This is a genomic window from Hymenobacter polaris, from assembly GCF_012927305.1.
Classification (GTDB): domain Bacteria; phylum Bacteroidota; class Bacteroidia; order Cytophagales; family Hymenobacteraceae; genus Hymenobacter; species Hymenobacter polaris.
The window spans coordinates 758,393-784,407 of record NZ_JABBGH010000001.1; the positions used below are offsets into that span (position 1 = coordinate 758,393).

General features: G+C 66.1%; 18 protein-coding genes and 1 pseudogene. 12 read left to right on the plus strand and 7 right to left on the minus strand.

From position 1 onward, the window contains the following. Positions 1 to 63 precede the first annotated feature (63 nt). Positions 64 to 2,511: a TonB-dependent receptor gene (locus tag HHL22_RS03270; RefSeq protein WP_241737957.1), complete on the minus strand. Its 2,448-nt coding sequence runs from the start codon at positions 2,509 to 2,511 to the stop codon at positions 64 to 66. A gap of 91 nt (positions 2,512 to 2,602) precedes the next feature. Next, entirely contained in the window at positions 2,603 to 2,959 is a 357-nt protein-coding gene (locus HHL22_RS03275) for a hypothetical protein (protein ID WP_169529530.1), read from the minus strand. A gap of 204 nt (positions 2,960 to 3,163) precedes the next feature. On the opposite strand from HHL22_RS03275, the gene HHL22_RS03280 reads away from it, so the two are divergent. The 3 genes from HHL22_RS03280 to HHL22_RS03290 all read left to right on the plus strand — a co-directional run bounded on the left by HHL22_RS03280 (position 3,164) and on the right by HHL22_RS03290 (position 8,644). Then, positions 3,164 to 4,378, plus strand: coding sequence for a GTP-binding protein (locus HHL22_RS03280; protein WP_169529531.1), 1,215 nt, complete (start codon positions 3,164 to 3,166; stop codon positions 4,376 to 4,378). A 111-nt stretch (positions 4,379 to 4,489) separates the two neighbouring features. Then, entirely contained in the window at positions 4,490 to 5,203 is a 714-nt protein-coding gene (locus tag HHL22_RS03285) for a RibD family protein (RefSeq protein ID WP_169529532.1), read from the plus strand. A gap of 186 nt (positions 5,204 to 5,389) precedes the next feature. Then, positions 5,390 to 8,644 carry an ATP-dependent helicase gene (locus HHL22_RS03290; RefSeq protein ID WP_169529533.1) on the plus strand — a complete coding sequence of 1,085 codons (3,255 nt, stop codon included), beginning with the start codon at positions 5,390 to 5,392 and terminating at the stop codon, positions 8,642 to 8,644. Between the two features lie 395 nt (positions 8,645 to 9,039). On the opposite strand, the gene HHL22_RS03295 is transcribed toward HHL22_RS03290, so the two are convergent. Next, a complete protein-coding gene (locus HHL22_RS03295; RefSeq protein ID WP_169529534.1) occupies positions 9,040 to 10,056 on the minus strand; it encodes an amidohydrolase family protein in 1,017 nt (338 codons plus the stop codon). A gap of 225 nt (positions 10,057 to 10,281) precedes the next feature. On the opposite strand from HHL22_RS03295, the gene galB reads away from it, so the two are divergent. The 4 genes from galB to HHL22_RS03315 all read left to right on the plus strand — a co-directional run bounded on the left by galB (position 10,282) and on the right by HHL22_RS03315 (position 15,199). Beyond that, complete coding sequence (gene galB, locus HHL22_RS03300; RefSeq protein ID WP_169529535.1) at positions 10,282 to 12,759, plus strand: beta-galactosidase GalB; 2,478 nt, start codon at positions 10,282 to 10,284, stop codon at positions 12,757 to 12,759. Between the two features lie 219 nt (positions 12,760 to 12,978). Beyond that, positions 12,979 to 13,416, plus strand: a complete 438-nt coding sequence (parS, locus tag HHL22_RS03305) for a type II RES/Xre toxin-antitoxin system antitoxin (protein ID WP_169529536.1) — start codon at positions 12,979 to 12,981, stop codon at positions 13,414 to 13,416. A gap of 138 nt (positions 13,417 to 13,554) precedes the next feature. Beyond that, the gene (locus HHL22_RS03310) at positions 13,555 to 14,016 is read left to right on the plus strand and encodes an RES family NAD+ phosphorylase (protein WP_169529537.1); all 462 of its coding nucleotides are present in this window, start codon (positions 13,555 to 13,557) and stop codon (positions 14,014 to 14,016) included. A gap of 181 nt (positions 14,017 to 14,197) precedes the next feature. Continuing rightward, on the plus strand, positions 14,198 to 15,199 hold the full coding sequence (locus HHL22_RS03315) for a fatty acid desaturase (protein WP_169529538.1): 1,002 nt from the start codon (positions 14,198 to 14,200) through the stop codon (positions 15,197 to 15,199). 51 nt (positions 15,200 to 15,250) lie between these two features. On the opposite strand, the gene HHL22_RS03320 is transcribed toward HHL22_RS03315, so the two are convergent. From HHL22_RS03320 to accC, 3 genes are all read right to left on the minus strand, one after another. Continuing rightward, a complete protein-coding gene (locus tag HHL22_RS03320; protein WP_169529539.1) occupies positions 15,251 to 16,795 on the minus strand; it encodes a S41 family peptidase in 1,545 nt (514 codons plus the stop codon). 78 nt (positions 16,796 to 16,873) lie between these two features. Continuing rightward, positions 16,874 to 18,196, minus strand: a complete 1,323-nt coding sequence (locus HHL22_RS03325) for a gluconate:H+ symporter (RefSeq protein ID WP_169529540.1) — start codon at positions 18,194 to 18,196, stop codon at positions 16,874 to 16,876. 163 nt (positions 18,197 to 18,359) lie between these two features. Further along, positions 18,360 to 19,871, minus strand: a complete 1,512-nt coding sequence (accC, locus tag HHL22_RS03330) for an acetyl-CoA carboxylase biotin carboxylase subunit (RefSeq protein ID WP_169529541.1) — start codon at positions 19,869 to 19,871, stop codon at positions 18,360 to 18,362. Positions 19,872 to 20,204: 333 nt separating this feature from the next. Here accC and HHL22_RS03335 point away from each other — a divergent pair, with 333 nt between their 5' ends. After that, positions 20,205 to 21,443 carry an aminotransferase class I/II-fold pyridoxal phosphate-dependent enzyme gene (locus tag HHL22_RS03335; protein ID WP_169529542.1) on the plus strand — a complete coding sequence of 413 codons (1,239 nt, stop codon included), beginning with the start codon at positions 20,205 to 20,207 and terminating at the stop codon, positions 21,441 to 21,443. A gap of 246 nt (positions 21,444 to 21,689) precedes the next feature. Beyond that, positions 21,690 to 21,860: pseudogene (locus HHL22_RS24320) on the plus strand (histone H1); the annotation flags it as partial. 330 nt (positions 21,861 to 22,190) lie between these two features. On the opposite strand, the gene tyrS reads toward HHL22_RS24320, so the two are convergent. Beyond that, positions 22,191 to 23,501, minus strand: coding sequence for a tyrosine--tRNA ligase (gene tyrS / locus HHL22_RS03345; protein ID WP_169529544.1), 1,311 nt, complete (start codon positions 23,499 to 23,501; stop codon positions 22,191 to 22,193). Between the two features lie 150 nt (positions 23,502 to 23,651). On the opposite strand from tyrS, the gene holA reads away from it, so the two are divergent. From holA to HHL22_RS03360, 3 genes are all read left to right on the plus strand, one after another. After that, entirely contained in the window at positions 23,652 to 24,704 is a 1,053-nt protein-coding gene (holA, locus tag HHL22_RS03350; RefSeq protein ID WP_169529545.1) for a DNA polymerase III subunit delta, read from the plus strand. A gap of 88 nt (positions 24,705 to 24,792) precedes the next feature. Then, positions 24,793 to 24,984, plus strand: a complete 192-nt coding sequence (locus HHL22_RS03355; RefSeq protein WP_169529546.1) for a hypothetical protein — start codon at positions 24,793 to 24,795, stop codon at positions 24,982 to 24,984. A gap of 200 nt (positions 24,985 to 25,184) precedes the next feature. Next, a complete protein-coding gene (locus HHL22_RS03360; RefSeq protein ID WP_169529547.1) occupies positions 25,185 to 25,991 on the plus strand; it encodes a PA2169 family four-helix-bundle protein in 807 nt (268 codons plus the stop codon). The last annotated feature ends 24 nt before the right edge of the window (positions 25,992 to 26,015 follow it).

Below are 26,015 nucleotides of genomic sequence, written 5' to 3' on the forward strand. Positions count from 1 at the left end.
GGTTAGGAAAATGGAAAAAGTGAAAAGAGCGAGGGGGTAGTGGGAAGCTGTTGAAAATCAGGGTTAAAAGGGCACCCGTAGGCGCAGTTGAATGTTCTGGCCCAAGTCGGCGGCGTAGTAGCGGAAGCGGTTGAGGTAGTCGCGGTACTCGCGGTTGAAGAGGTTGCTCACGGTCAAGCTCAGGTCGAGCACCCGAGGGCCGGCGTGGAGGATGGTGCCAGCTTCGGCACCCCAGAGGTTGTAGGCGGCCGGGGCGGGGGCGTAGTCGCCGCTGGCGGGGGTGCGGTTTTGGCGGGCCACCAGCAGGTTGTTGACCCCCACGTAGCTCTGGCGGAAAATGCCGGCGGGGCCGCCCAGATTCAGACGCACGCTGTTTTGCCAGCGGTTGGGCGGGGCGTAGATGAGGTAGTCATTGGCCGAGTAGTTCCAGGCCCAGAGCAGCGAGGCAGCCGAAGTCAGCGTCAGCCGCTGGGTGGGGTGGTAGCTCGCCCGCGCGTCGAGGCCCCGGAAAATCACCTCCGCCTGGGTGTAGTCGAACACCGGGTAGGCGCCCCGCACCGTGCGGATGTAGCGCCCGGAGGGCTCCAAGTACAGGTAGTTGCGGAAGTAGTTGACGTAGCCGCCCACCTCGCCCTCCAGCTGGGCGGTGGTGTAGAGCACGCTGGCGCTGGCGTTGTAGGCCTGCTCCTTGGTCAGGTCGGGGTTGCCCAGCTCGTAGGTGGCGGCGCTCTGGTGCACGCCGGCCGCGTACAGCTCGTTCACGGTGGGCGGGCGCCAGGCGGTGGCCAGGTTGGCCGTCAAACTCAGACTGGGCCCTAGGGCCAGCAGCCCGCCCACCGTGCCCGTAACGGCTTGGTACACGGTGGTGGGCTGGATAACGCGCCCGGTCGTGACGTCGGTGAGGAAGGCGCGCAGCCAGCGGTAGTCGTAGCGCAGGCCGCCCTCCAGGGTCAGGCGTTCGCCGCGGTGCTTGCCCAGCACGAAGGCCCCGGCCCCGTAGTTGCGGAAGTTGGGAATCAGGTACTGGTACTGCCGGATATTGGCCTGGGTCTGCCCGCTCAAGCCGGCCGTGACCGACCAGACCCCGGCTGCGGGTGTTAAGTAAGCCACGTCCAGGGTGTGCGAGGTGAGGCTCAGAAACAAGTCGGGCACGTCGCCCAGGGCCGGGTTGTAGGGCAGTTGGCTGCCGTACTCCGAGCGGGCGTCGGTTTGGCGAGCGTAGGTGGCCTCCACGCGCCCGCCGCCGGGCAGCGCCGCCGTGGCCTTGGCCTTGAAGAGCTGGTGCACCACCGCCTGGTAGGGCCGGCTGATGGCGTAGGTAAACTGGTCGGGCGTGAGGGGCCTAGGGCGCTCGATGGCCGCCAGCAAGTCGTTAATGGAACCCGTTTCGGAACCCGCGAAGATGCCCAGCTGGGTATCGAAACGACTGAAAAAGAGCTCGGTGCGCACAATGCCGCGGTGGTAGCCTAGCGCCAGCGAGTAGTTGCGCTCGGCCAGGCCGGTATTGGTGAGGTAGTAGTTGGCCGCGCGGGCGGTGCCGGCCCGGCGCAGCGTGCCCTGCACCCGGTAGCTGAGGCCGCGCAGCAGGCCTGCCCGCGGCTGCCCCCGCCCGGCCCCTAGGGCCGTATCGGCCGGAAAAGCCTGCTGCACAAAGGCCGAGGCCGCGCCCAGCCGGCCGTTGGTCATGCCCACCAGGTTCACTTCGCCGCCCACGCCGGCCGTGTCGGGCAGGGCGGCCGGCTCCACCAGCACCACCCCGCCGATGGCGTCGGCGCCGTAGCGGATGCTGGCCGCTCCCTTAATCACGCTCAGGCGGGTGGCCGTGAAGGGGTCAATTTCGGGGGCGTGGTCGTTGGCCCACTGCTGCCCCTCCTGTCGCACGCCGTTGTTGAGCAGCAGCACCCGGTTGCCGTACAGCCCATGAATCACCGGCTTGGCAATGGTAGGCCCGGTTTGGATGCTGTACACGCCCGTGATGCCCTGCAACGCCGTGGCCAGGTTCTGGCCGCGCGTTTGCTGCAAGGCCGCGCCGCTCAGCGTGGTTTGGCTTTGGCTGACGAGGGGCGTGGCGGCCGGCTGCTCGCCCGCCACGCGCACTTCGCCCAGCTGCCCCGGCGCCGCTTTGAGTTTGATATCCAGGGTAGTGAGGCGGCCGCGCACCTCCACGGCCAGCACCTGCTCGGCGTAGCCCACGAAGCTGGCGCGCACGACGTAGCTGCCCGCGCACAGCTGGTGAAAATGGTAGTGCCCGTCGGCATCGGCGGCTTCGGTGAGGGGGCTGGCGGCGCTGGGGCCGGCAGTGGCCCCAGCGGCACTCAGGCGCAGCACGGCGCCCGGCAGCGGCTCGCCGGTGCGCTGGTCGAGCACGCGCCCCGCCACGCTGAGCGCGCAGGCCGGGCCCGGGGCACCCTGGCCCCACGCCCGGCTCAGCCCGCCGCTTGCGAGCAGCAGCCCGAGGCCCACCAGCAGCCACCAGGCAGCGAGACCGCCTTGTGAACTACGTAGTTCCAAGAAAATGAGAGAATTGCGCCGCTCCGAGCGGGAGCAGCAGGTGCGGCCGCGGCCGGCGCCACCCTAGGTAGCCCGGCGCGCTAAAGCGGCCTTAGGTTAACGACGCGGATAGCCCTAGGCTACCGGGGGGGCCGCGCAGGGCCGAGCGCCGCAGGGCCGTGGCCGAGCTGGCTAGCTCGGTGGGCACGGCCAGGGGACGGTAGCTGGCTTGCAGCCGCGGCAGGGGCAGCACTACCGGGGCGGCCGCCTGAAAAGGCGCGTTGTAGAAGGTTTCCTCGTGGCAGTGCGTGTGCTTGGGCGTGAAGAGCGCCCGGTGCTTGCCCGCTACGGCGCGGGCCGGCCCCCTAGGGTGCGTAGCGAAAGCGGGCTCCTCGGTGGTGTGCTCGTGGCCGTGCAGGGCCAGCACCCACGCCTCCGGCAGCAGCGTCCGTCCGAGGCAGAGCAGCAAAAAGAAGGCGAGGAAGGGGCGGAACGAAGCGCGCAACACAAGAAAAGCAACGAGAGCCTACAAAACGCAAAGTGCCGGCGCAGGTTGCACCGGTGTTGCAAAAGTAAGGAGAAATAGAAAACCAAGGTAAATTATTTATGCAACTAGGTTGCATAAAAGAAAAAGCCACTACTTTTGGCTTCTCCATCTCCCATTTTCGTTTTTATGGCAACTTCTGCAACGGCGCCCGCGCGGCTGCCCGTCACCGTGCTCAGCGGCTTTCTGGGCGCCGGCAAAACCACCCTGCTCAACCACGTGCTGCACAACCGCGAGGGCCTGCGCGTGGCCGTCATTGTCAACGACATGAGTGAAGTAAATATTGATGCGCAGCAAGTAGCGCGCGAAGGTGGCCTCTCGCGCACCGAGGAGCGGCTGGTAGAAATGAGCAACGGCTGCATCTGCTGCACCCTGCGCGAGGACTTGATGCTGGAAGTAACCAAGCTGGCCCGCGAGCGCCGCTTCGACTACCTGCTCATCGAAAGCACGGGTATCTCGGAGCCGCTGCCAGTGGCCCAGACGTTCTCGTTCGTGAGCGAGGACGGCACCCTGGACCTGGGCCGCCACGCCCGCCTCGATACGCTGGTAACGGTAGTGGATGCCTTCAATTTCGCCCGCGACTTCGGCTCGCTCGACCGCCTGCCCGACCGCCCCCGCCTGGAGGCCGACCCCGACGACCAGCGCACCATTGTGAACCTGCTGACCGAGCAGGTCGAGTTTGCTAACGTCATCGTGCTCAACAAGGCCGACCTGGTGCCCGCCGCCACCCTGGGCGAGCTGCGCGCCATCCTGGGCAAGCTCAACCCCCAGGCCCGCCTCGTGGAGGCGGCCTTCGGCCAGGTGCCCCTAGGCAGTATCTTGAATACCAAGCTCTTCGACCTGGCCGAAGCCGAGCAGGGCGCCGGCTGGCAGCAGGAGCTAGCCAAGGGGCACCACACGCCCGAAACCGAAGAGTACGGCATTGGTAGCTTCGTTTTTCGCGACAGCCGGCCGTTTCACCCCGCCCGCTTCTGGCGCTACGTGAGCGAAAGCTGGCCGGGTGAGGTCATTCGCTCCAAAGGCCTGTTCTGGCTGGCCTCGCGCCCCAGCGATGCCCTGAGCTGGGGCCAGGCTGGCGGCTCGCTGCGGGCCGAAAGCGCCGGCTCGTGGTGGGCTGCTATTGAGGACCCCGAGCGCCACCCCGCCTTTCTCGAAAACCGCGCCACCATCCTGGCCCGCTGGGATGCCCGCTTCCAGGACCGCCAGAACGAGCTGGTGTTCATCGGCCAGGATATGGACGAGGCCCGCATCCGGCGGGAGCTGGCCGCCTGCCTCTGCACCGAGGCGGAAGTAACCCGCTGGCAGCGCGGCGGCGAGTTTGCCGACCCCTGGCCGCAGTTCTAGCTACGCGCCGCCCCCGAGCGCGCCGGGCCGCCCGCCCACCGAAACAGCCCCTAGGGCAACCTGGGTGGCGGCTTAGCAGTTAAGCTACGCCACGCTATTTCCCTTTTCCCTATGTCCAGCCAAGCTCGCCCCCGCGTCATTGCCCACATGATGTCGTCACTCGACGGCCGCATTATCGTGCAGCGCTGGGGCAAGAACCCGCCCGGCCGCGCCGACTACGAAACCACCGCCAACACCTACGACGCGCAAGCCTGGCTCTGCGGCCGCGTGACTATGGAAAAGGACTTTACCAAAGGCCGCCCGCCCCGGCTGAAGCCCGACACCCCGCCCCTCGACCGCCAGGATTTCGTGGCCGACCACCGGGCCGAGTCGTTTGCCATCGCCGTCGATGCCCACGGCAAGCTCGGCTGGAACGCCGCCCGCATCGACGACGACCACATCATTGCGGTGCTCTCCGAGCAGGTGCCCGACGCCTACCTGGCTGGCCTGCGCGAACTGGGCATCAGCTACGTGTTTGGCGGGCGCACAGAGCTGGATTTCGCCGTGGTGCTGGAAAAGCTCGGCCGCCTGTTTCCCATCCAAACCATTCTGCTCGAAGGCGGCGGCCACCTCAACGGTTCGCTGCTCAAAGCCGGCCTGGTGGATGAAATCAGCCAGCTCATCCTGCCCCTGGCCGACGGGGCCAGCCCCTCCGCCATGTCGTTTGAGCAGGGCCCCGCGCCCGGCCCCGCCCGCCACCTCAAGCTGCTGGCCCTGGAGCAACGTCCGCACGACGTGCTCTGGCTGCGGTATGAGGTAGGCAAGGAGGTGAAGGAGCAGGCCTAGGGCCACTGGTATTAAAAAGGCGGTCAGGCAGCGCGCAGCGAAGCATCTCGTTTGCGCCGTTTGAAGCACCCTAGGCGGCGCGGGCGAGATGCTTCGCTGCGCGCTGCCTGACCGCCTTTTTTGCGCGTCTGCCCGCAATACCCCGGCCCGCGGCGTAATTTCAAGGTTCCATTCGCCCCGCTGAGTTTGTCCGCGCCTACCTTTTCCCCCACCGACACTGCCCGCCTGCCGCCGGCCCTGGCCCAGGAGCTGGCCCGCCTGAACGAGGCGCAGCGCCGGGCCGTGACGCACCCCGAGGGGCCGCTGCTGGTGGTGGCCGGCCCCGGCACCGGCAAAACCCAGCTGCTGGCCGCCCGCGTGGCCTGGCTGCTGCTGCTGCCCGACGCCCGCCCCCAGGAAATCCTCTGCCTCACCTACACCGACGCCGCCGCCCGCAACCTGCGCCAGCGGCTGCTGCGCTTCATCGGGCCCGAGGCGCACCGGGTGGCTATCCACACGTTTCATAGCCTAGGGCAGCTGCTGATTCAGGAAAACGGCGCCGCCCTGGGCCGCCACGACCTGGAGCCGGCCTCCGACCTCGAAACCGAGCAGGTGCTGCGCGAAGTGCTCGACCAACTGCCCGCCGGCCACCCGCTGCGCCGTGATTTTGGCGACGTGTACTACGACCTGCCCTACCTCAAAAACCTGTTTCAGGTGATGAAGCGCGAGGGCTGGCCGCCCGACCTGCTGCGGGCCGAGCTAGAAGCCTACCGCCTGGGCCTACCCGACGACCCGACCTACCAGTACAAGAACCCCCCTAGGGAGCTGCGCGAGCAGGGCGTGCAGCCGGGCGACGTTATTGGCCACCGCCTGCGCGAGGAGGAAGCCCACATCGAGCGCGCCGCCGCGGCCGTCGGGCTGTTTGAGGCCTACCAGGCCGGGCTGGCCGCCCGCCGCCGCTTCGACTACGACGACATGCTGGCCTGGGCCACCCGCCTGCTCGAAGGCAACGAGCCCCTGCGCCTGCGCTACCAGGAGCGGTTTCAGCACTTTCTGGTCGATGAGTTTCAAGACACCAACGGCGCCCAGAGCCGGCTGCTGTATCTGCTGGCCAGCTACTGGGAGAGCCCCAGCCTGCTGGCCGTGGGCGACGACGACCAAAGCATCTTCCGCTTCCAGGGTGCCAGCGTGGCCAACGTGCAAGCCTTCACCAAGCGCTTTGCCCAGGCCACGGTGGTGGTGCTCGAAGAGAATTACCGCTCGTCGGGGCCGGTGCTGCTCACGGCCGGCGCCCTCATCGCCCGCAACCGCGAGCGCCTGATTGGCCAGGTGCCGGGCCTGAGCAAGGCGCTGTACGCCCGCCACCCGCGCTTCGCCGCCCTGGCCGAGCTGCCCCAGCTGCGCCGCTACGCTACCCCCCTGCACGAAGCCGCCGACGTGGCCGCCCAGCTGGCGGCCCGGCACCAGCGCGGCGACTGGCCGGCGGGCGGCGTAGGCGTCATCGCCCGCAACCACGGCCAGCTCGATACCCTGGCGCTACTGCTGCGGGCGGCCGGCGTGCCCTACGTACGCCGCCGCCCCATCAACGTGCTCGACGAGCCGCTGGCCCTGGCCCTGCACCGGGTGCTGAGCTACCTGGCCCCCGCCCTGCGCCCCGACGAGCAGCCCGCCGCCGACGCGGCCCTGTTCGAGCTGCTGCACCTGCCGGCCCTCGGGGTACCCCCGGCCGATATGGTGCGCCTAGCCGCCGGCCACCAGCACCACCGCCGGGCCGCCCACGCCGCCGGCCGCCCCCCGCAGCCCTGGCGCGCCTGGGCCGGCCGCGCCCTCGACCAGGTGGCCCAAGCCGCGCAAGTGGCCCTAGGGCCCGAGGTCGGCGCCGGCCAGTTGCCCGCCCTGTCCGAAGCCGGCGCGGCGGCCCTAGGGCACGTGCTGGCCTTGGTCGATAACTGGCTGCAAGCCGCGGCCGCGCTGCCGCTGCCGGGTTTGCTGGAGCGGGTGCTACTCGAAACCCTGCTGCCGGCCGCGTTGCCCACCGCCCAGCAGCCCGAGCACCTGCTGGCCGTGGCCCGCACCCTGCTGCAGTGGGGCCGCGCCGAAACCCGCCGCGCGCCCTACACCGGTCCGACCGAGCTGCTGCGCCTGTGGGAGGGCCTGGCCGCCACCCGCGAGGGCCTGCCCCTGGAGCAAACCACCGGCGAGGGCGAGGCCGGCCTGGAGCTGCTCACCGCCCACGGCGCCAAGGGCCTGGAGTGGGAGCACGTGTACCTGCTGGGCTGCCAGCAGCACACCTGGCGCCGCAAAACCCAAAACCGCGGCTTCCGCCTGCCGCCCGCCCTGGCCGCCCTGCCCGGCGAGGCCAGCGAGGCCGAAGAAGCCCGCCGCCTCTTCTTCGTGGCCCTCACGCGCGCCCAGGCCCAGCTCACCCTCAGCTGGGCCAACCTCGACGAAACCGGCAAAGAGCTAACGCCCTGCGAGTTCATCGCCGAGCTGGAGCAGGACGGCCTCCAGCCCCAAACCATCGTGGTGCCCGCCGAGGTGCTGGCCGCCGCCCGCCGTGCCGAGCTGGCCCCGCCGCCCCCGCCCGCCCCGGTGCTCGATGCCAAGCTGCTCGACGAGTTGCTGCTCGACTTCACGCTGAGCGCCACCACCCTCAGCGCCTACCTGGCCTGCCCCGTGGCCTGCTACTACGAGCAAATCCTGCGCGCCCCCGTGCCGCGCCACGAGAAGCACCTCTTCGGCTCGGCGGCGCACCAGGCCCTGGAGCAGTTTGTGCGGCTGGCCCAGCAGCCGGGCGCCAGCTTCGGCACCCCCGACGAGCTAGCCGAGCTGTTTCGGCGCTACTTCGCCCGCGCCCGCTTCGAGCTGGCACCCAGCTTGTTTCAGCGCCTAGCCCAGGCCGGCCCCCAGCTGCTGCGCGCCTGGTGGGAGCAGGCCCCCGTGCCGCCCAGGCCCGCCGCCCTGGTTGTCGAGCACGTGGTGCGCGCCGTGCTGCCCGATGGGGTGCGCGTGGTGGGCAAGCTCGACCGCCTCGACCTGGCCGCCGACGGCCGCCACGCCGAGGTGCTCGATTACAAAACCGGCCGCTTCGACCTGGCCAAGGACAAGCTGCGCCCCGCCCCCCCGGCCGCCGCCGATGCCCCCCTAGGGGCCTGGCTGGCCGATGCGCGCCTGCGCGGCGGCGACTACTGGCGCCAGGCCGTGTTCTACCGCCTGCTGCTCACCCACGACCCCGACCGCCGCTACGAGGCCAGTACCGTCAGCTTCGAGTTTCTGCAGCCCCTGCGCGAGCCCGGCAAGGCCCCCCGCTACGAGCGCCGCCGCGTCACGCCTACCTTCGGCGACGAGGCCGTGGTCCGGGCCCAAATCGCCGCCGTCGATGCCGCCATCCGCCGCCACGAGTTTAGCCCCGGCTGCGGCGAGTGCCGCTGGTGCCGCCTGCAAGCTCCCGCCGCTAGCTAGGGGGCTAGCAGGTGCCAGCTGCCACAACTAACGGCTTGACCGCCAGGCCAACCACCGAAGCCGCTGCTGTCTTCGCAGATACGCAGCCGCAAGGCCGATTTCTCGCTAACTCAGGTTGCAAAGTAGCGCCAGGCGGCAAGCTCCCCTCCTTAGCCAAGGAGGGGATGCTTCGGCGCAGCCGAAGCTGGGGTGGTTGAGGTCGTTGAACGACCTGCTACCGGTGTGGCCGCCGACACGTTCAACGACCGCAACCACCCCCGTTGGCGCGTCGCGCCAACATCCCCTCCTTGGCTAAGGAGGGGAATTGACCGCCTGCGACTACCTCGCAACCTGAGTTAGCTAGGGCTGGCCGATGGAACAGCCTGCTTTCTCTGCCGGCCTTTGCTCGCTGCTGCTTACTGCGCAAGGCCCAGCAGGCGGTCGGCATTGCCGCAGGCTAGCTGCACGATATCGGCGGGCGGCAGCTCCAGGCCGGCCAGAAATTTCTGCCCGGCCGCGTCGGGGGCGTAGGGGTAATCGACGGAGAACAGAATATTAGCGAGGCCAAACGTGGCCAGGGCGGCCATGAGCGGTGGGCGCGTGAAGATGCCGCTGGTGGTGATGTGCACTTGGTCGCGCAGGGTCTGGGCCACGGTGCGCGGCAGCTGGCTTTGCTCCTGCGGCACGGTGTTGTCGATGCGGGCCATCATTACGGGCAGGGTTTCGCCCATGTGGCCGATGATGAGCTTGAGGCGCGGGAATTTTTCGAGCGTGCCGCTGAAAATCAGGCGCAGGATGTGGATGGCCGTTTCGGCGTGCCAGCCGAAGCCGGCCATGCTCAGGCGCTCGCCCAGGCTGCCGGGCAGGTGGCTGTAATAGGCCTCGCGCACGGGCTGGGGCGGAATGCCGGGGTGCAGGTACAGCGGCACCCCTAGGGCCTCGGCCTGCGCCAGCACCGGCGCAAACTCGGGCGCATCCAAAAACTTGCCCTGGGTAGTGCCGTTGAGGAGCGCGCCCACGAACTGGTGCTCCCGCACGCAGCGGGTCAGCTCGTCGGCCGCGGCCTGGGGGTTGGTGAGGGGCAGGTGGGCGAAGCCGCGGAACCGCTCGGGGTACTTATCGATGCCGGCCGCCAGCCGGTCGTTGTACTCGCGGGCGAAGGCCGGCCCCTGGTCGGGGAGCAGCAGCTCGGCGCCGGGGCCCGAGATGCTGAGCACCTGCACCGTGATGCCGGCCGCGTCCATCAGCGCGAGGCGCTCGGGGCCGATTTCGGCTAGCTTCTTCGCGTACTCGGCGGTGGGCGAATCGGGGTTATCGTCGGCGGGCCAGCCGGCTTGCTGGCGGGCGGCTAGCGGAATGCGCTGCTGCAGGTCGGGAAAGCTGACGTGTTCTTCGAGCGCCACCACGCGGGGCGGAAAAAAGGGGGAAGGCATGGGATAAGCAGGAAAAGGAAGCAATTGCTCAACGAGGCGCCGGGGCGCAAGGTTAGCCCAGGCCGGCCGGGAAACCTTGGCTTAACCTAGGCTCGTTTGCGGCCCTAAACGAGCCCTAGGGGCCGCTCAAACCACACAATCGATTTTGTAGTGGAGCCGTTGCTGCACAGCTTTGCACCGGCGGGCTTTTTTAGTACCCAGCCGCCTGCCGCTGCCTCCTTGCTTATGTTCGCTCGCCTTGCCCTAGGGGCCCTGCTGCTGGCCGCCGCGCCCGTTCTCGCCCAAACCGCCGAAAGTCCCCGCCACGACTACCTGCTCCAGGCCGGCTGGAAGTTTACGAAGGGCGACCAGCCCGGCGCCGAAGCCCCCGGCTACCGCGATGCCAAGTGGCAGAGCGTGCGCATTCCGCACGACTGGGCCATCAGCGGGCCGTTTGGCCCCGACTACGACAAGCAGGTGGTAGCCATCGCGCAGAATAATGAGAAAGAGGCCACGGTTAAGTCGGGCCGTACCGGGGGGCTGCCCTTCGTGGGCACCGGCTGGTACCGCCGCGCCCTGCCCGAGGCCAAGCTGGCGGCCGGCCAGCGCGCTACGCTCCTCTTCGACGGGGCCATGAGCGACGCCCACGTGTTCGTGAACGGCAAGGAAGTTGGCTTTTGGCCCTACGGCTACAACTCGTTTTACTTCGACATCACCGACTTTCTGGCCCCCAACGGCGGGCCCAACGTGCTGGCCGTGCGCCTGCGCAACCAGCCAGAGGCCTCGCGCTGGTACCCCGGCGCCGGCCTCTACCGCAACGTGCATTTGCTGCTGACGCAAGACGTGCACGTGCCGGTGTGGGGCACCAGCCTGACCACGCCCAGCATCGGCCCCGGCTCGGCGCTGGTAAAGCTCAAAACCGACGTGGCCGGCACCCCCGCCGCCAGCCAGCCCCTGCGCCTGGATACCGAAATCCGCGACGCGGCCGGGCAAGTAGTGGCTAAGCTCAGCTCGCCGCTGGCCCTAGGGGCCGCGCCGGCCGGCCAGGTTGGCTTCGACCAGACGCTGGCCGTGCCCCAGCCCCAGCTCTGGAGCCCCGAAACGCCCGTGCTCTACACTGCCACCTCGAAGCTCTACGCCGGCAACGAACTCAAGGACAGCTACGACACGCGCTTCGGCATTCGGTCGGTGGCGTTTGAGGCGGGCAAGGGCTTCTTGCTGAACGGGCAGCCGCGCAAGTTCAAGGGCGTGTGCAACCACCACGACCTGGGGCCCCTGGGGGCCGCCATCAACGTGGCCGCGCTACGCCGCCAGCTACTGCTGCTCAAGGAGATGGGCTGCGACGCCATTCGTACCAGCCACAACATGCCCGCGCCCGAGCTGGTGGCCCTGGCCGACGAGCTAGGCATGATGCTCATGGACGAAACCTTCGACGAGTGGAAAACCCCGAAGGTGAAAAACGGCTACAGCCAGTACTTCGACGAGTGGAGCGAGCGGGACCTGACCAACCTCATTCACCGCGACCGCAACCATCCCTCGGTGGTAATGTGGAGCATCGGCAACGAGGTGCCCGACCAGAGCGCGCCCGGCGGCAACAAGATTCTCCGGCGTCTGCAGGATATTGCCCACCGCGAGGACCCCACCCGGCCCGTGACGATGGGCATGGACCGCTTCGAGGCCGACCTGAACAACTTCGCGGCCCTGCTCGACGTGCCGGGCTTCAACTACAAGCCCCACCGCTACCCCGAAGCCCAGGCCAAGCTGCCCCAGGGCTACCTCCTGGGGTCCGAAACGGCCTCCACCGTCAGCTCGCGCGGGGTCTATAAGTTTCCGGTGGTGCTGGCCAAGGACAAGAAATACCCCGATTTGCAGTCGTCGAGCTACGATGTGGAAGCCTGCAACTGGTCGCAGATACCCGACCTGGAGTTTGCGGCCCAGGACGACGACCCCTACGCCACCGGCGAGTTCGTGTGGACCGGCTTCGACTACCTGGGCGAACCTACGCCCTACGACGAGAAGTGGCCCGCGCACAGCTCCTACTTCGGCATTCTGGACCTGGCCGGGCTGCCCAAGGACCGCTTCTACCTCTACCGCGCCCGCTGGAACGCCGCCCAGCCCACCCTGCACCTGCTGCCGCACTGGACCTGGCCCGGCCGCGAGGGCCAGACCACGCCCGTGTACTGCTACACCAACTCGCCCTCGGCCGAGCTGTTTGTGAACGGCAAGAGCCAGGGCCGCCAAACCAAAAGCAAAACCGACGACCCGCGCACCCGCTACCGCCTCATGTGGCCCAACGTGAAGTATGAGCCCGGCACCCTCAAAGTGGTGGCCTACGACGCCACCGGCAAGGAAGTGAGCACCGAGCAGGTGCGCACCGCCGGCCCCGCCCACCACCTGCGCCTGGTGCCCGACGCCGCCCTAGGCCCCCTGCACGCCGACGGCCAGGACCTGGCCTACGTGACCGTGCGCGTGGAAGACAAATACGGCAACCTCTGCCCCGATGCCGCCCAGGAGCTGCGCTTCAAGGTGAGCGGCCAGGGCAGCTTCCGGGCCGTGGCCAACGGCGACGCCACCTGCCTGGAGCCCTTCCAGCAGCCCCGCATGAAAGCTTTCCACGGGCAGCTGGTGGTGCTGGTGCAGGCCGGCAGCCAGCCCGGCACCGCGCAGCTTACGGCCAGCGGCCCCGGCCTGAAGAGCGCCAGCGTGGCCCTAGGGGTGCAGTAGGTAGGGGAGAAGTTAGCTAAAAGTCTACTACAAAAGGCGGTCATGCTGAGCTTGTCGAAGCATCTCTCCCGCGTAAGTAACCTCTGACGTTAGGATTACTTATGCGGGAGAGATGCTTCGACAAGCTCAGCATGACCGCCTTTTTATGTACTAGCTCATCGCGTGGTTTGAACTAAACGGAATATTTACCGTTACTTTACGGTAAATATTCCGTTTAGTATGCTCGCCGCTCCCATTCACGCGCCCCTGCCGGCTGCCCTCGCCAGCCTCGAAACGGTGGTGGCTGATGCCTTTGCCTTGGTGATGCAGGCCCGCACCGGCGTGCCTGCCAAAACGGCCTTTGCCGTGGCAAACCTCTTGCAAGTAAGCACCGAGGAGCTGGCTGAGCTGCTGCACCTGACGCCTAAAACCCTGCGCACCTACCGCGAGACCAACAAGCGCCTGGCCCCCGCCGCCGGCGAGCAGGTGCTCAAGCTGCTAGCCCTGGCCCGGCTAGGGGGGGAGGTATTTGGCGAGGCCGCCGCCTTCCGCCGCTGGCTGGGCAAGCCCGCCTACGGCCTCGATAACCAGGCGCCCCTAGGCCTGCTGCAAACCAGCGGCGGCATCGACCTGGTGGCCGACGAAGTGAGCCGCATTGCCTACGGCGACTTCGCGTAACTACTTGAGGCTTAACCAGGCCGTCATACTCAGCTGGCGTCCGCTTGCCGAAGCATCTCCACCGAATGATACCCTAGGGGCGCGGGAGAGATGCTTCGCGGGCTCAGCATGACGTGCTTTTAAGGCGAGCAATTCAACATGGAAATTTACCGCATCTGCCTCACCAAGTACGCGGGCGAGCTGGTGGCCAGCGGCAACCCTGGGCGCTGGAACGAGCGCGGGCAACTGGTGGTGTACGCGGCCGGCAGCCGGGCCCTGGCCTGCCTCGAAAACGTGGTGCACCGCAGCGGTGAGGGCCTGCATAGCTTATTTCAGGTGCTGCGCATCGCGGTGCCCGACGCGCTGGCCGTGACGGAGCTAGCGGCCGCCGACCTACCCGCCGGTTGGCAGCAGCCCAGCGCCTACGCCCGCTGCCAGCCCCTAGGGGCCGCCTGGTACCGCCGCCAGGCTACGGCCGTGCTGCGGGTGCCCTCGGCCATTATCGCCCACGAGCACAATTACGTGCTCAATACCCGCCATCCTGATTTCGGCCAGGTTCGCATCGTGGGGCGCGAAGATTTTGTGTTCGACTCGCGTCTCAAAGACCCGGACCCCGCCTAGGGTTTGAACCCGCTGCTAGTGAAGTATATACGGCTGGACTAGCAGCGAACTACATTTTTCCTTCATTAAATAACAGGTAATCAAGGGCCCGCGCCCTAGGGCTAGCTGCCGGGCCAGGGCGTACTTTAGGAGGAATTTGACGAAGGAGCGAAACCCGCTTGGCGTTTAACCCCGACCATTTATGGCCACTGCGCCCCTCAACTACACGCCCACGGCCGAGCCCATTACGCACCACGTGCGGGCCCGGCAAATCCTCAAATCGCACCCCGAGGTGAAGCGCCTGATGGGCCGCAACGCCATGACGGCCGTCATTACGGCCGCCTGCGTAGCCGCGCAAGTGCTGGTGGCCTGGCTGCTGCGCGGGCAGGCCTGGTACTGGTCGGTGCTGGCAGCCTATGCCTTCGGCGCCTTCGTGTGCCACACGCTGTTCGTCATCATCCACGAGGCCACCCACAACCTGGTATTTAAGGGGCAGTGGGCCAACGCCAGCGTGGGCATTGCGGCCAACCTGCCCATGGTGATTCCCTCGGCCATGAGCTTTCGCAAGTTTCACCTCAAGCACCACTCGGCCCTCGGGCACTTCGAGCACGATGCCGACCTGCCCGACCACTACGAGGCCGAGCTGATTCGGCACTACGCCCTGGGTAAGATGGTGTGGCTGTTCTTCTTTCCGGTGTTTCAGCTGGTGCGCACCTTCCGCTGCAAAAGCGTGGTGCCCTTCGATAAGTACATTGCCGTTAACTGGCTGGCCCAGCTGGCTTTTAACGTGGCCATCTGGCTGTGGCTGGGGCCGGTGGGCTTTCTGTATCTGTTTGCCAGCTTCTGGTTTTCGGTGAGCCTGCACCCGGTGGGCGCCCGCTGGATTCAGGAGCACTACCTGGTGCTGAACGAGGAGCAGGAAACGACCTCGTACTACGGCCGCCTCAACGGCGTGCACCTCAACATCGGCTACCACAACGAGCACCACGACCTGCCCGGCGTGCCCTGGAACAAGCTGCCCGAGCTGCGCAAGCTGGCCCCCGAGTACTACGACACCCTGGAGCACCACACCAGCTACACCAAGGTGCTGCTGCGCTTCCTCTTCGACCAAGAAATCTCGCTCTACTCGCGCCTGGTGCGCGGCGACTTCTCGAAGAAGAAAGACCGGCCGCGCCCCGTCGAAACCGTGGCCGCGGGCGAGTAATCCTTCCGGAAAAGAATGTGAAAAGGCATCCACCAAGCGTGGGTGCCTTTTTTAGTGACCGGGGCCTAGGGCTGCCTCGTCCAGGAGGCGCAGTGCAAAGCGTAGCTGCGCGTCGCGGTTGGCCAGAAAATCGGCGGGCGACTGAGTAACGAAGTAGTCGGGCAGCACCCCCCTGCCAGCGGGCTGGCTGGCGCGGACGGGCACATCCTGCACCAAGTCGACCCAGGCGAAGGTGACTTGAATGCCCGAGTAGGGCAGGGTGTACGTGAGCGTGCCGTGGCCGGTGTGCCCGTAGTAGCCCCCCATGGTTTCCTCGCCAATAACGACGGCCGGCGTGTTGCCGCGCACCATGGCGGCAAACATCGACCCGGCTGAGGCGACCCTAGGGCTGATAAGCAAGTACAGCGGCCCGCGAAACCGCTTGGGCTGGGGTTGAAAAACCGGGTTGCCATGAGCATTTTCGCGTAGCTGGCCGCCGGGCCCCGTGGTGAAGCTGCGGCGTAGTTCCTGTGCAACGTCGGCCACCAAAGCGGCCCGCTCGGCGGTATCCTGCGCTACGGTTAGGTATTGGCGGTAGGGTACTTGCCGAAAACGCACGGTGGCCCCCCGGTTTTCGTGGAAGGGACGCCGGGCCAGGTAAGCAAACGTGTGCATGTCGTTATCATCGTCGCCCCCGCCGTTGTTGCGCACATCTACTAGTAGGCGGGTGCCAGGAGGTGCCCGGTGCAGCAGCGTAAAGCAGGAGTCCAGAAACCGCGCATAGCGCCGGTGCCCCGCCGTATTAGCCTCGCCCAGCTCGAACGTGTTGATGGTAAGCACGGCCGCGCGCTGCGCGGGCAACAGCTGGAAAGTATACGGGGCGGGTAGGTCCTCAAAAAAGCCGCGGTCGCTAGGCCGCGAGTGCCGGGCGGTGAAGGCCCGCTGGTAGGTGGTGTAGGGCACGGCGGGCCAACGCGCCGCCAGCACGCGGGCGGGGGCCGCCGGTAAGCTGTAGTGCACCAAGAAGCTAGCTCGCGGGCCATATTCCAGCCGGAAATATTCGGGAAATGAGGCAGCGAAGCCCACGGTTTTGCCAGTCAGGTTCCGCCCATCGGTGGTGTAGTACTTGCCCAGCTGCTGCACTAGCCGTGGGGCCGCCACGCCCTCGATGCGGCGAATAATGGTCCCCGCGGGCAGCGGCGCCTGGGTGGTATTGAGCAATACCTGGCCCGCGACGATTTTTAAGGGGTAGGGAAAAAAGCTGGCCTCGGCCCGTAGCGCCCGCCGCACCGAGTCGGGCAGGTCGGTGTCGTTGTGCAGGCTCCCCTCCAAGTCCGTGAGGCCCACCACCAGCCGGTACTCGTCCAGCACCGTGCGGGGGCCGGCCACGCAAGCGCGGGCGGCGGCAAAGGCGCTGTCGAGCTGCGCTTTGCGGCGGTACTTGTAGCTGCCAGCATGGGCTGCCTCTTTCAAACGCTGCAGCAAGACTAGGTCGGCCAGCACCTGCCAGGCGGGCAGGCGGCGCTGCTGCGGCAAAATCGGGGCGGGGGGCGGGGGCTGACATGCCCCCAGCAGCGCAACCACCAACGGGCCCGGCAACCAACGAAAACAAGCCATACCTAACCAGTAGAAGGGAACATAGTCGCTTCCTCGTCGGCGGCTACCGCGCCGGCCCCGCATTTGTTACCGCCGCCCCTAGGCCACCCGCAGCCCCCAATCGAGCAGAAGCACCCCCAGCAGCCCCACCACTGAGAGGATGCACTCCATCAGCGACCACGAGCGCAGGGTATCCTTCACCGAGAGGCCGAAGTACTCCTTGAAGAGCCAGAAGCCACCGTCGTTGAGGTGGGAGAGAAACAAGCTGCCCGCCCCGATGCTGAGCACCAGCAGGTTGGGCTCGGTGGGCGTGTGCTGCACGATGGGCAGCATGACGCCCGCCGCCGTGAGGCCCGCCACCGTAGCCGACCCTAGGGCCACCCGAATGCCGGCCGCCAGCAGCCAGCCCAGCACCAGCGGCGGCAGCCCCGTGCCGCCCAGGCTGCTGGCAATAACGGCGCTGGCCCCGCTCGCCAGCAGCACCTCCTTGAGGGCGCCCGCCCCGCCGATGATGAGCAGGATAGGAGCCACGTCGCGCACGGCCCCGGCGTAGATGCCGGTAACCTGGGCCAGGCTGCGGCCCTGCGCGGTGCCCAGGCTAAAGCCCGCCCCCACCACGGCCAGCAGCAGCACTACCTCGGGCGCCGCCAAAAACGTGAGCGCCGGCCCTAGCGCCCCGCCCGCCGGCAAGGCCGCCCGCAGCCCCAGCACCACCGCCAGCAGCGCCACCGGCAGCAGCGAGGACAGAAAGCTGTTGAGGCGCCCGGGCGGGTTGGCTGCGGCCGCCGGGGCCGCTACCAGGCCGGGTGGCGGGTGGGCCACCAGTCCGCGCAGGGTGCGGGCAAATACCGGCCCGGCCAGCACCACGGCCGGCACCGCTAGCAGCAGCCCGTAGGCAAACGTGCGCCCGATGTCGGCCCCCAGCTGCACCACCAGGGCCGTGGGCGCCGGGTGGGGCGGCAAAAACCCGTGCAGCGCCGAAAGGGCCGCCAGCGCCGGCAGCCCCACGAACAGCGCCGGCAGCCGGTACTGCTGCACCACCGAAAACACCAGCGGCAGCAGCAGCAAAAACCCCACGTTGTAGAACAGCGGCACGCCCACCACGAAGCCCGTGCCCAGCAGCGTCCACTGCGCGCGCCGGGTGCCGAAGGTGTGCATCATGGTGACGGCAATTTGGCGGGCGGCGCCGCTTTCGGCCACCAGCTTGCCTAGCATGGCCCCCAGCACCACCACCAGCGCCACCGACCCTAGGGTATCGCCCAGGCCCTTCTGCACGGCGGCCAGCACCCGCGCCGGCCCCAGCCCCAGCGCCAGCCCGGTGGGCAGCGTTACCAGCAGAAACGCCAGAAACGCATCCACCTTGGCCCAGCTGATGAGGGCGATGAGCGCCAGCACCGCCAGCAGGATGATAAGGGGGAGCATGGGGTGGGGAGCGAGTAGGTGTGGTAAATAAGAAAAACGAAAGAACGTCATGCTGAGCTTGCCGAAGCATCTCTACCGGGTAAGTAATTCTAACAATTGGAGTTACTTACCCGGTAGAGATGCTTCGGCAAGCTCAGCATGACGTTCTCTTAGGCTGACGTAGCTACCCCACGCCGAGCCGGTTCCGCCGCCAGGCCGACCCGGTTGCAGCGCCCGTTGCCTCCTCAGCTACCGCGGCGGCGGGCTGCTGCGTGTGCAGCAGCATGGCTACCAGCGCGGCGGCTACCTGCGCGGTGCTTTCGTCGGGCGGGGTGGGGGCTAGGGCGGCGGCGCTGAAGTGGTCGCGCACGAAATTGGTGTCGAAGTTGCCGCTCACGAAGGCCGGGTGCTTCAGCACGAAGGTGCCGAAGGGCAGCGTGGTTTCGATGCCCGTAATCTGGTACTCGGCGATGGCGCGCAGCAGCCGCTCGATGGCCTCCGGGCGGGTGGCGCCGGTGGCTACCAGCTTGGCAATCATGGGGTCGTAGTAAATTGGGATGTCCATGCCCTGCTCGAAGCCGTCGTCCACGCGCACGCCGGGGCCCTGGGGGCGCACGTAGGTGCTCAGACGCCCGATGTCGGGCAGGAAGTTATTCTGCGGGTCTTCGGCGTACACGCGCAGCTCGATGGCGTGGCCGCGCATCTGCAAATCCTCCTGCCGGAAGGGCAGGGGCTGGCCCTCGGCCACCCGAATCTGCTCCTTCACCAAATCCAGGCCCGTAATCTGCTCGGTCACGGGGTGCTCGACTTGCAGGCGGGTGTTCATTTCGAGGAAGTAGAAGCGGTGCTGGTCGTCGAGCAGAAACTCGACCGTGCCGGCGCCGCTGTACTGGCAGGCGCGGGCCACCTCCACGGCGGCGCGGCCCATCTGCTCGCGCAGCGCGGGCGTGAGCACCGACGAGGGCGCCTCCTCAATCACCTTCTGGTGGCGCCGCTGGATGCTGCACTCGCGCTCAAACAAATGCACGATATTGCCGTGCTCGTCGCCCAGCACCTGGATTTCGATGTGGCGCGGCCCGCTCACGAACTTCTCGATGAACACGGCCCCGTCGCCAAACGCCGAGGTGGCCTCGTTCACGGCCAGCTGCATCTGCTCGGCAAACTCGCCGGCGGCGTGCACCAGGCGCATGCCCTTGCCGCCGCCGCCGGCCGAGGCCTTGATGAGCACCGGAAAGCCCACTGCCTCGGCGATGCGGGTGGCCTCGGCCACGTCGGTAATGGCCTCGTCGGTGCCCGGCACCAGCGGAATGCCGTAGGGCTTCACCGCCTGCTTGGCCGAGAGCTTGTCGCCCATCAGCTCCATCGCCTCGGGGCTGGGGCCCACAAAAATGAGCCCCGCCGCGCGCACGGCGCGCGCAAACCCCGCGTTCTCACTCAGGAAGCCGTAGCCGGGATGGATGGCATCGACGCCCAGCTGGTGGCAGATTTCGATGATTTTATCGCCCCGCAGGTAGCTCTGGGCCGAGGCCGGCGGGCCCACGCACACGGCCTCGTCGGCGTAGCGCACGTGGGGCGCCAGGCGGTCGGCCTCCGAGTAGATGGCCACCGTGGCAATGCCCATTTCCTTGGCCGAGCGCAGCACGCGCAGGGCAATTTCGCCGCGGTTGGCTACCAGCAGCTTCGCGATTTTTTTCATGTCAGGGGTGGGAGGGAAGTAGTAAGCGACCAAGACCGTCACACTTATCTGACGTCCGCTTGCCGAAGCATCTTTACCGCGCCAGTAATGTTCGGTAAAGATGCTTCGGCAAGCGGACGTCAGATAAGCAGGACGGCTTGTAGTAGTAGACAGTACTGCAAAGAAAACCCTAGGGCGCTCCCCCACAGTAAAAGCTCCGCGGCGCGGGTTGCACCGATGCCGAAATTCTGCACATCAGCCAGGGCGGCTTATCTTTGCCAATTGCTGGTTTCTTCGGCAAGCCGCGTTACATTCGCTGGTACCGCACTTCTACTCTTATTCCCCCTACTTTCAGTGGATATTTTCGACCGCGTTTCCGCCAACCAGGGCCCGTTGGGTTCGCACTCGCACTACGCCCACGGCTACTTCACCTTCCCCAAGCTCGAGGGCGAGATTAAGCCCCGCATGATTTTCCGGGGCAAGGAAGTACTAACCTGGAGCCTGAATAACTACCTAGGGCTGGCCAACCACCCCGAAGTGCGGCAGGCTGATGCCGAGGGCGCCACCGAGTATGGCATGGCGTACCCCATGGGCGCGCGCATCATGAGCGGCAACAGCAGCTTGCACGAGCGCCTCGAAAATGAACTGGCCGACTTCGTGCATAAGCCCGCCGCGCTGCTGCTCAACTTCGGCTACCAGGGCGTGGTGAGCATCATCGACTCGCTGGTGAGCCGCCACGACGCCATCGTGTACGATGCCGAGTCGCACGCCTGCATTATCGACGGGGTGCGCCTGCACGCCGGCAAGCGCTTCGTGTACTCGCACAACGACATGGAGAGCCTGGAGAAGCAGCTGGAGCGCGCCAAGCGCCTCACCGACGAAACCGGCGGCGGCATCCTGGTCATCACCGAGGGCATGTTTGGCATGAGCGGCAACCTAGGCAAGCTGCCCGAAATCGTGGCCCTGAAGCAGAAATATAACTTCCGCCTCTTTGTGGACGATGCCCACGGCTTCGGCACCCTAGGGCCCACGGGCGCCGGCACGGCCGAGCATTTAGGCGCTACCGAGGGCGTAGACCTGATTTTTTACACCTTCGCCAAGAGCATGGCCAGCATTGGGGCCTTCGTGGCGGGCCCCGAGGCGGTAATTGAATATTTGCGCTACAACATGCGCAGCCAGATTTTTGCTAAGTCGCTGCCCATGGCCCTGGTTACGGGCGCCCTCAAGCGCCTGGAGCTGATTCGCAACCACCCCGAGTACCGCGAAAACCTCTGGACCATCGTGCGCGCCCTGCAAAGCGGCCTGCGCGAGAAGGGCTTCAACATCGGCACCACCGAGTCGCCCGTCACGCCGGTCTTCCTCAACGGCCAAATTCCCGACGCCACCGCCCTTACCTTCGATTTGCGTGAGAATCACGGCGTTTTCTGCTCCATTGTCGTGTACCCGGTAGTGCCCAAGGGCGTTATTATGCTGCGCCTCATTCCCACGGCCGTACATACGCTCGAGGACGTGCGCATAACTATTGCCGCCTTTGAGGCTATTTCGGCCAAGCTCGATAAGGGCCTCTACAGTAAGCAGGCCGCTACTGCCTAGTTTTCTGCTAGCTACGCCAGCCCACGGCCGAGTGCCGGCTGCCCCTGGGGTGGCCGGCACTTTTGTTTTTGCACTATTTGAAGGCAATTGCCAGCAGCAAAACTTCATCTAAGGCAAAAAACGGCCCTGCGAAGCTGGAAACGGCCATTTGAAATTCATCAGAAAAAGTTGCCCGCGTAGAAACTGCCTGTATATTAGGGCCGCGTAAGCACAATTTACTTTTTCTCACCCAACACCATTACTTTCATGGCTAACCCGTTCACCAAAATCAAAGACCTCGTAAACTCGCTGGAGGATGATTTTGAAAAGTCGTACGACAAAGGCAACGCCGCCGCCGGCACCCGCGTGCGCAAAGGCATGCAGGAGCTGAAAAACCACGCCACTGCCATCCGCAAGGAAGTGCAGGACATGAAGAACAACACCAAGACCACCGGCGCCGCTACCAGCGCTGCCCCCAAGAAGGCTGCCCCGGCTAAGAAAGCCGCCGCGCCGGCCGCCAAAGCCGCCCCGGCCAAAAAAGCCGCTCCGGCTGCCAAGAAGAAGTAAGCCCACCCCGGCACCCTAGGGGCGCCGGGCCTAGTTAAGGCGGTTTTACTGCCAAAAACGCCCTGCCGGTCGGCAGGGCGTTTTTGCGTTTAGGTGGGCTAGGGAAGTAGGGGCGGGGCTGGCCCCCGCCCGCCGGGCGCGCCTCCAGGCGGCGCGTCCATCGGCGGGGGCCTGCCTCGCGCTTACTCCCGTTCGGTGCCTCTAGGCCACTACGTGCACCAACGCGTAGTTCTTGCCCTTTTGCACCACCAGGTACTTGCCCAGCAGCAGCGGCAGCTCGGCGGCGGGCTGCTGGGCATCGGCCACGCGCTGGCGGTTGATTTTCAGGCCGTTGTTTTGCACCATCTTGCGGGCCTCGCCCTTGCTGCTGAAGATGCCGCCCCCGGTGCCTTCGCTGAGCAGGGTAGCCACGTCGGCTGCCCCTAGGGCCTCGGCGCTCACCGCAAAGCGGGGCGTGCCGGCAAATACGTCGAGCAGGGTAGCCTCGTCGAGCGCGGCCAAATCGCCACCGCCGTACAGCACCTGCGAGGCCGCAATGGCCGCCTCGGCCGCTTCGGCCGAGTGCACGCGGGTGGTCACGTCTTGGGCCAGGGCCTTTTGCAGAATACGCTGGTGGGGCGCCGCATCGTGCTCCACTTCCAGGCGCTCGATTTCCTCCTTAGGCAACAAGGTGAACACGCGAATGAGCTTCTTCACGTCGGCGTCGGCCGAGTTGAGGAAGAACTGGTAGAACTGAAACGGCGAGGTCAGGGCCGGGTCGAGCCACACGGCGCCGCTCTCGCTCTTGCCGTACTTGCTGCCGTCGGCCTTGGTAATGAGCTGGCCGGTAAGGGCATACGCCTTGGCTTCGGGGCCGCCCATGCGCCGAATCAGTTCGGTGCCGGTCGTGATGTTGCCCCACTGGTCGGAGCCGCCCATCTGCAGGGTGCACCCTAGGGTCTGGTAGAGGTGAAAGAAGTCGTAGCCCTGCAGCAGCTGGTAGCTGAACTCGGTGTAGCTGATGCCCTCGGCGCCGCCAGATTCGGCACTGCTGTCGGAGCCGCCCACCCGGCGCTTCACCGAGTCCTTGGCCATCATGTAGTTCACGGTCAGGTGCTTGCCCACGTCGCGCAGAAACTGCAGGTAGCCGAAGCCCTTAAACCAGTCGTAGTTATTGACGAGGACCGCGCCGGTGGGCGAGTCGTTGAAATCCAAGAACTTCTGCAGCTGGCGGCCAATGCCCGCCTGGTTGGCGCGCAGCGTATCCTCATCGAGCAGGTTGCGCTCGGCGCTTTTGCCGCTGGGGTCGCCAATCATGCCGGTGGCGCCGCCCACCAGGGCCACCGGGCGGTGGCCGGCGCGCTGCAAGTGCACCAGCAGCATGATGCTGGCCAGGTTGCCGATGTGCAGCGAGGCCGCGGTAGGGTCGAAGCCGATGTAGCCCGACACGGGCGCGGCGCTGGCCAGGTGCTCGGCCGTGCCCGGCATGGCGTCCTGGAACATGCCGCGCCACTTCAATTCTTCAATTAACATTTAACGAGTAACATTTAACAGTTTACCAAAACCCGGGGGCCTAGGGCACAGCGGGCAAAGGTAGCCGCTAGTACCTTCGTTTGGCTGTAGAACAACCGCGGTCACTCGCGGTAGTCGGCCCGTTGTTAACTGCTAATTGCTAACTGATAATTGAATACCGATGTAGACACCCTGCTGAAAGCCGTGGGGCAGCGGCAGTTTCAGCCGGTGTATTTTTTGCAGGGCGAGGAGCCGTACTTCATTGACCTGGTGGCCGATGCCCTCGAAGGCGCGGTGCTGCCCGAGGGTGAGCGCAGCTTCAACCAAACGGTGCTGTATGGCAAGGACACCGACGCGGCGGGCATCCTGGCCCAGGCCAAGCGCTTCCCCATGATGAGCGCCCACACGGTGGTGCTGGTGAAGGAGGCGCAGGCCGTGGCCGACCTGGAAAGCGAAAAAGCCTGGCCGTTTCTGGAGGCCTACCTCAAAAACCCGCCCCCGAGCACGGTGCTGGTTTTCTGCTACAAGCACAAAACCCTGGACTCACGCAAGAAGCTGGGCAAGCTGCTGGCCGCCGCGCCCGGCGTGGCCCTGCTGACCAGCAAAAAGCTCTACGACAACCAGGTGCCGCAGTGGCTGGGCGGTTACGTGCGCCAGCGCAAGCAGCAAATTACGCCCGGTGCCACCGCCCTGCTGGCTGAATATATCGGGGCCGACCTAGGCCGCCTGGCCAACGAGGTAAACAAGCTGCTGCTCAACGTGAAGCCCGGCCAGCCCATCGACGAGGACCTGGTGCAGCGCCTGGTGGGCATCAGCAAGGAGTACAACATTTTTGAGCTGCAGCGGGCCCTGGTGCAGCGCGACGTGCTGAAAGCCAACCGCATCCTGACGCACTTCGCGGCCAACCCCAAGGCCAACCCGCTCATTCCCAACCTCACGCTGCTCTTCAACTTCTTTACCCGCCTGCTGGCCCTGCACCAGGCCGGCCCCAATCCCTCGGACGGCGACATGCAGAAGCTGGGTATCAATAAGTTTGCCCAGAAGGAGTACCAGCAGGCGCTGCGCCAGTTCAGCGCCGAGCGCACGGTAGACCTGATTCACCTCATCCGCCGGGCCGACGCGCAAAGCAAGGGCATCGAGAGCGGCAGCCTCGACGAGGGCGAAATCCTGCGCGAGCTGGTGTGGCTGATACTGCATCCCGTGCCGGCCGCCGCGGTGGCCTAGGGGCCCTGCTGGGTAGGCAAGCAGGTAACGAGGCCCGCGCCGCGAGCGTAAAAGCGGTACCTCTTTCACGTTTAACCGACTTTCACCCATGAGCGATACCCCAAGCAACACCCTGGGCGGCATGATTGCCAGCCTGTTTCGCGGCAAAACCAACGACGACGGCAGCCGCGGCGGCCTCACGGGCACCCACAAGGCCCTAGGGGGCGCCCTGCTGGCCGCCGGTGCCGCCTACCTCTACCAGCGCACCAAAAACAAGCAAGGCGCCATCAGCAACCAGTAAGCGGGCCTGGGCTCGCTGCCAGCCCGGCCCGGCGCGCTAGCCAAGCGCGCTGGACCGGGCTTTTTAGCTGCTTTGCGGCCGGCACTGCGGCTGGAAAGCAGCAATGACGGGGGCGAAATGGATTATTCCGCCGTTAACCTAACACCGAGCGATGCCTTGCCGTAATAGGAATGTTATTCACCCAATTTTGAACTCCAGCAATGAGCTTGCCCGAACCTCTTTCCGACGCGGCCGACAAGGCCAAAGACCAATATAACGACGCCGCTAATAAAGCTAAGGAAGCGGCTAACAACGTGGCTGACAAAGCCAAAACGACAGCCACTGATGTGGCTAGCAAGGCGAAAGACCAGTATGGCGAAGTAGCCGATAAGGCCAAAAACCTTTACAACGAAGCCGCCGATAAGGCCAAGGACCTGGCCGGCAGCGTGCCGGACTCGGTGAAAGAAGCTAGCGACAAGGCCGTTGGTGCCTTCAATAAGCTGACTACCACCCAGAAAATCGTGGGCGGGGCCCTGCTGGCCGCCGGCCTCAGCTACCTCATCGCCCCCAAGAAAAAGGGCAAGGCCAAGCGCAAAGCGAAGGCCCTGGACACGCTGCTGCTGTACGTGAATGACCGCGTAGAAGGCTACAAGCGCGCCGCTGCCCAGGCCAAAGACAGCGAGCTGCGCAGCTACTACCAGGAGCTAGTGAGCCAGAGCCAGCAGTTCGCCAGCAGCCTCAACAACTACCTGACCACCAGCGGTGGTAAGCGTGAAACCGGCACCACCCTCAAGGGCAAGCTCTACCGCAAGCTGATGGACGCCCAAGCCGCCGTGACGGGCAACGACGAGAAAGCCATTCTGGCCGCCAACGTTTACGGCGAGCGGTGGGCCCTGAAGGCCTACAAAAAGGCGCTGCGCCGCAAAGCCCTCAAGGGCAATGCTCGCGACGCCGTCAAAAAGCAGTTCGCCCAGTCGAAGAAGACGTACAAGAAGCTCAAGTCGCTGGCTGCCCAGCCGGCCGCCTAGGGCTATCCCGCACTAAAAAGCCCC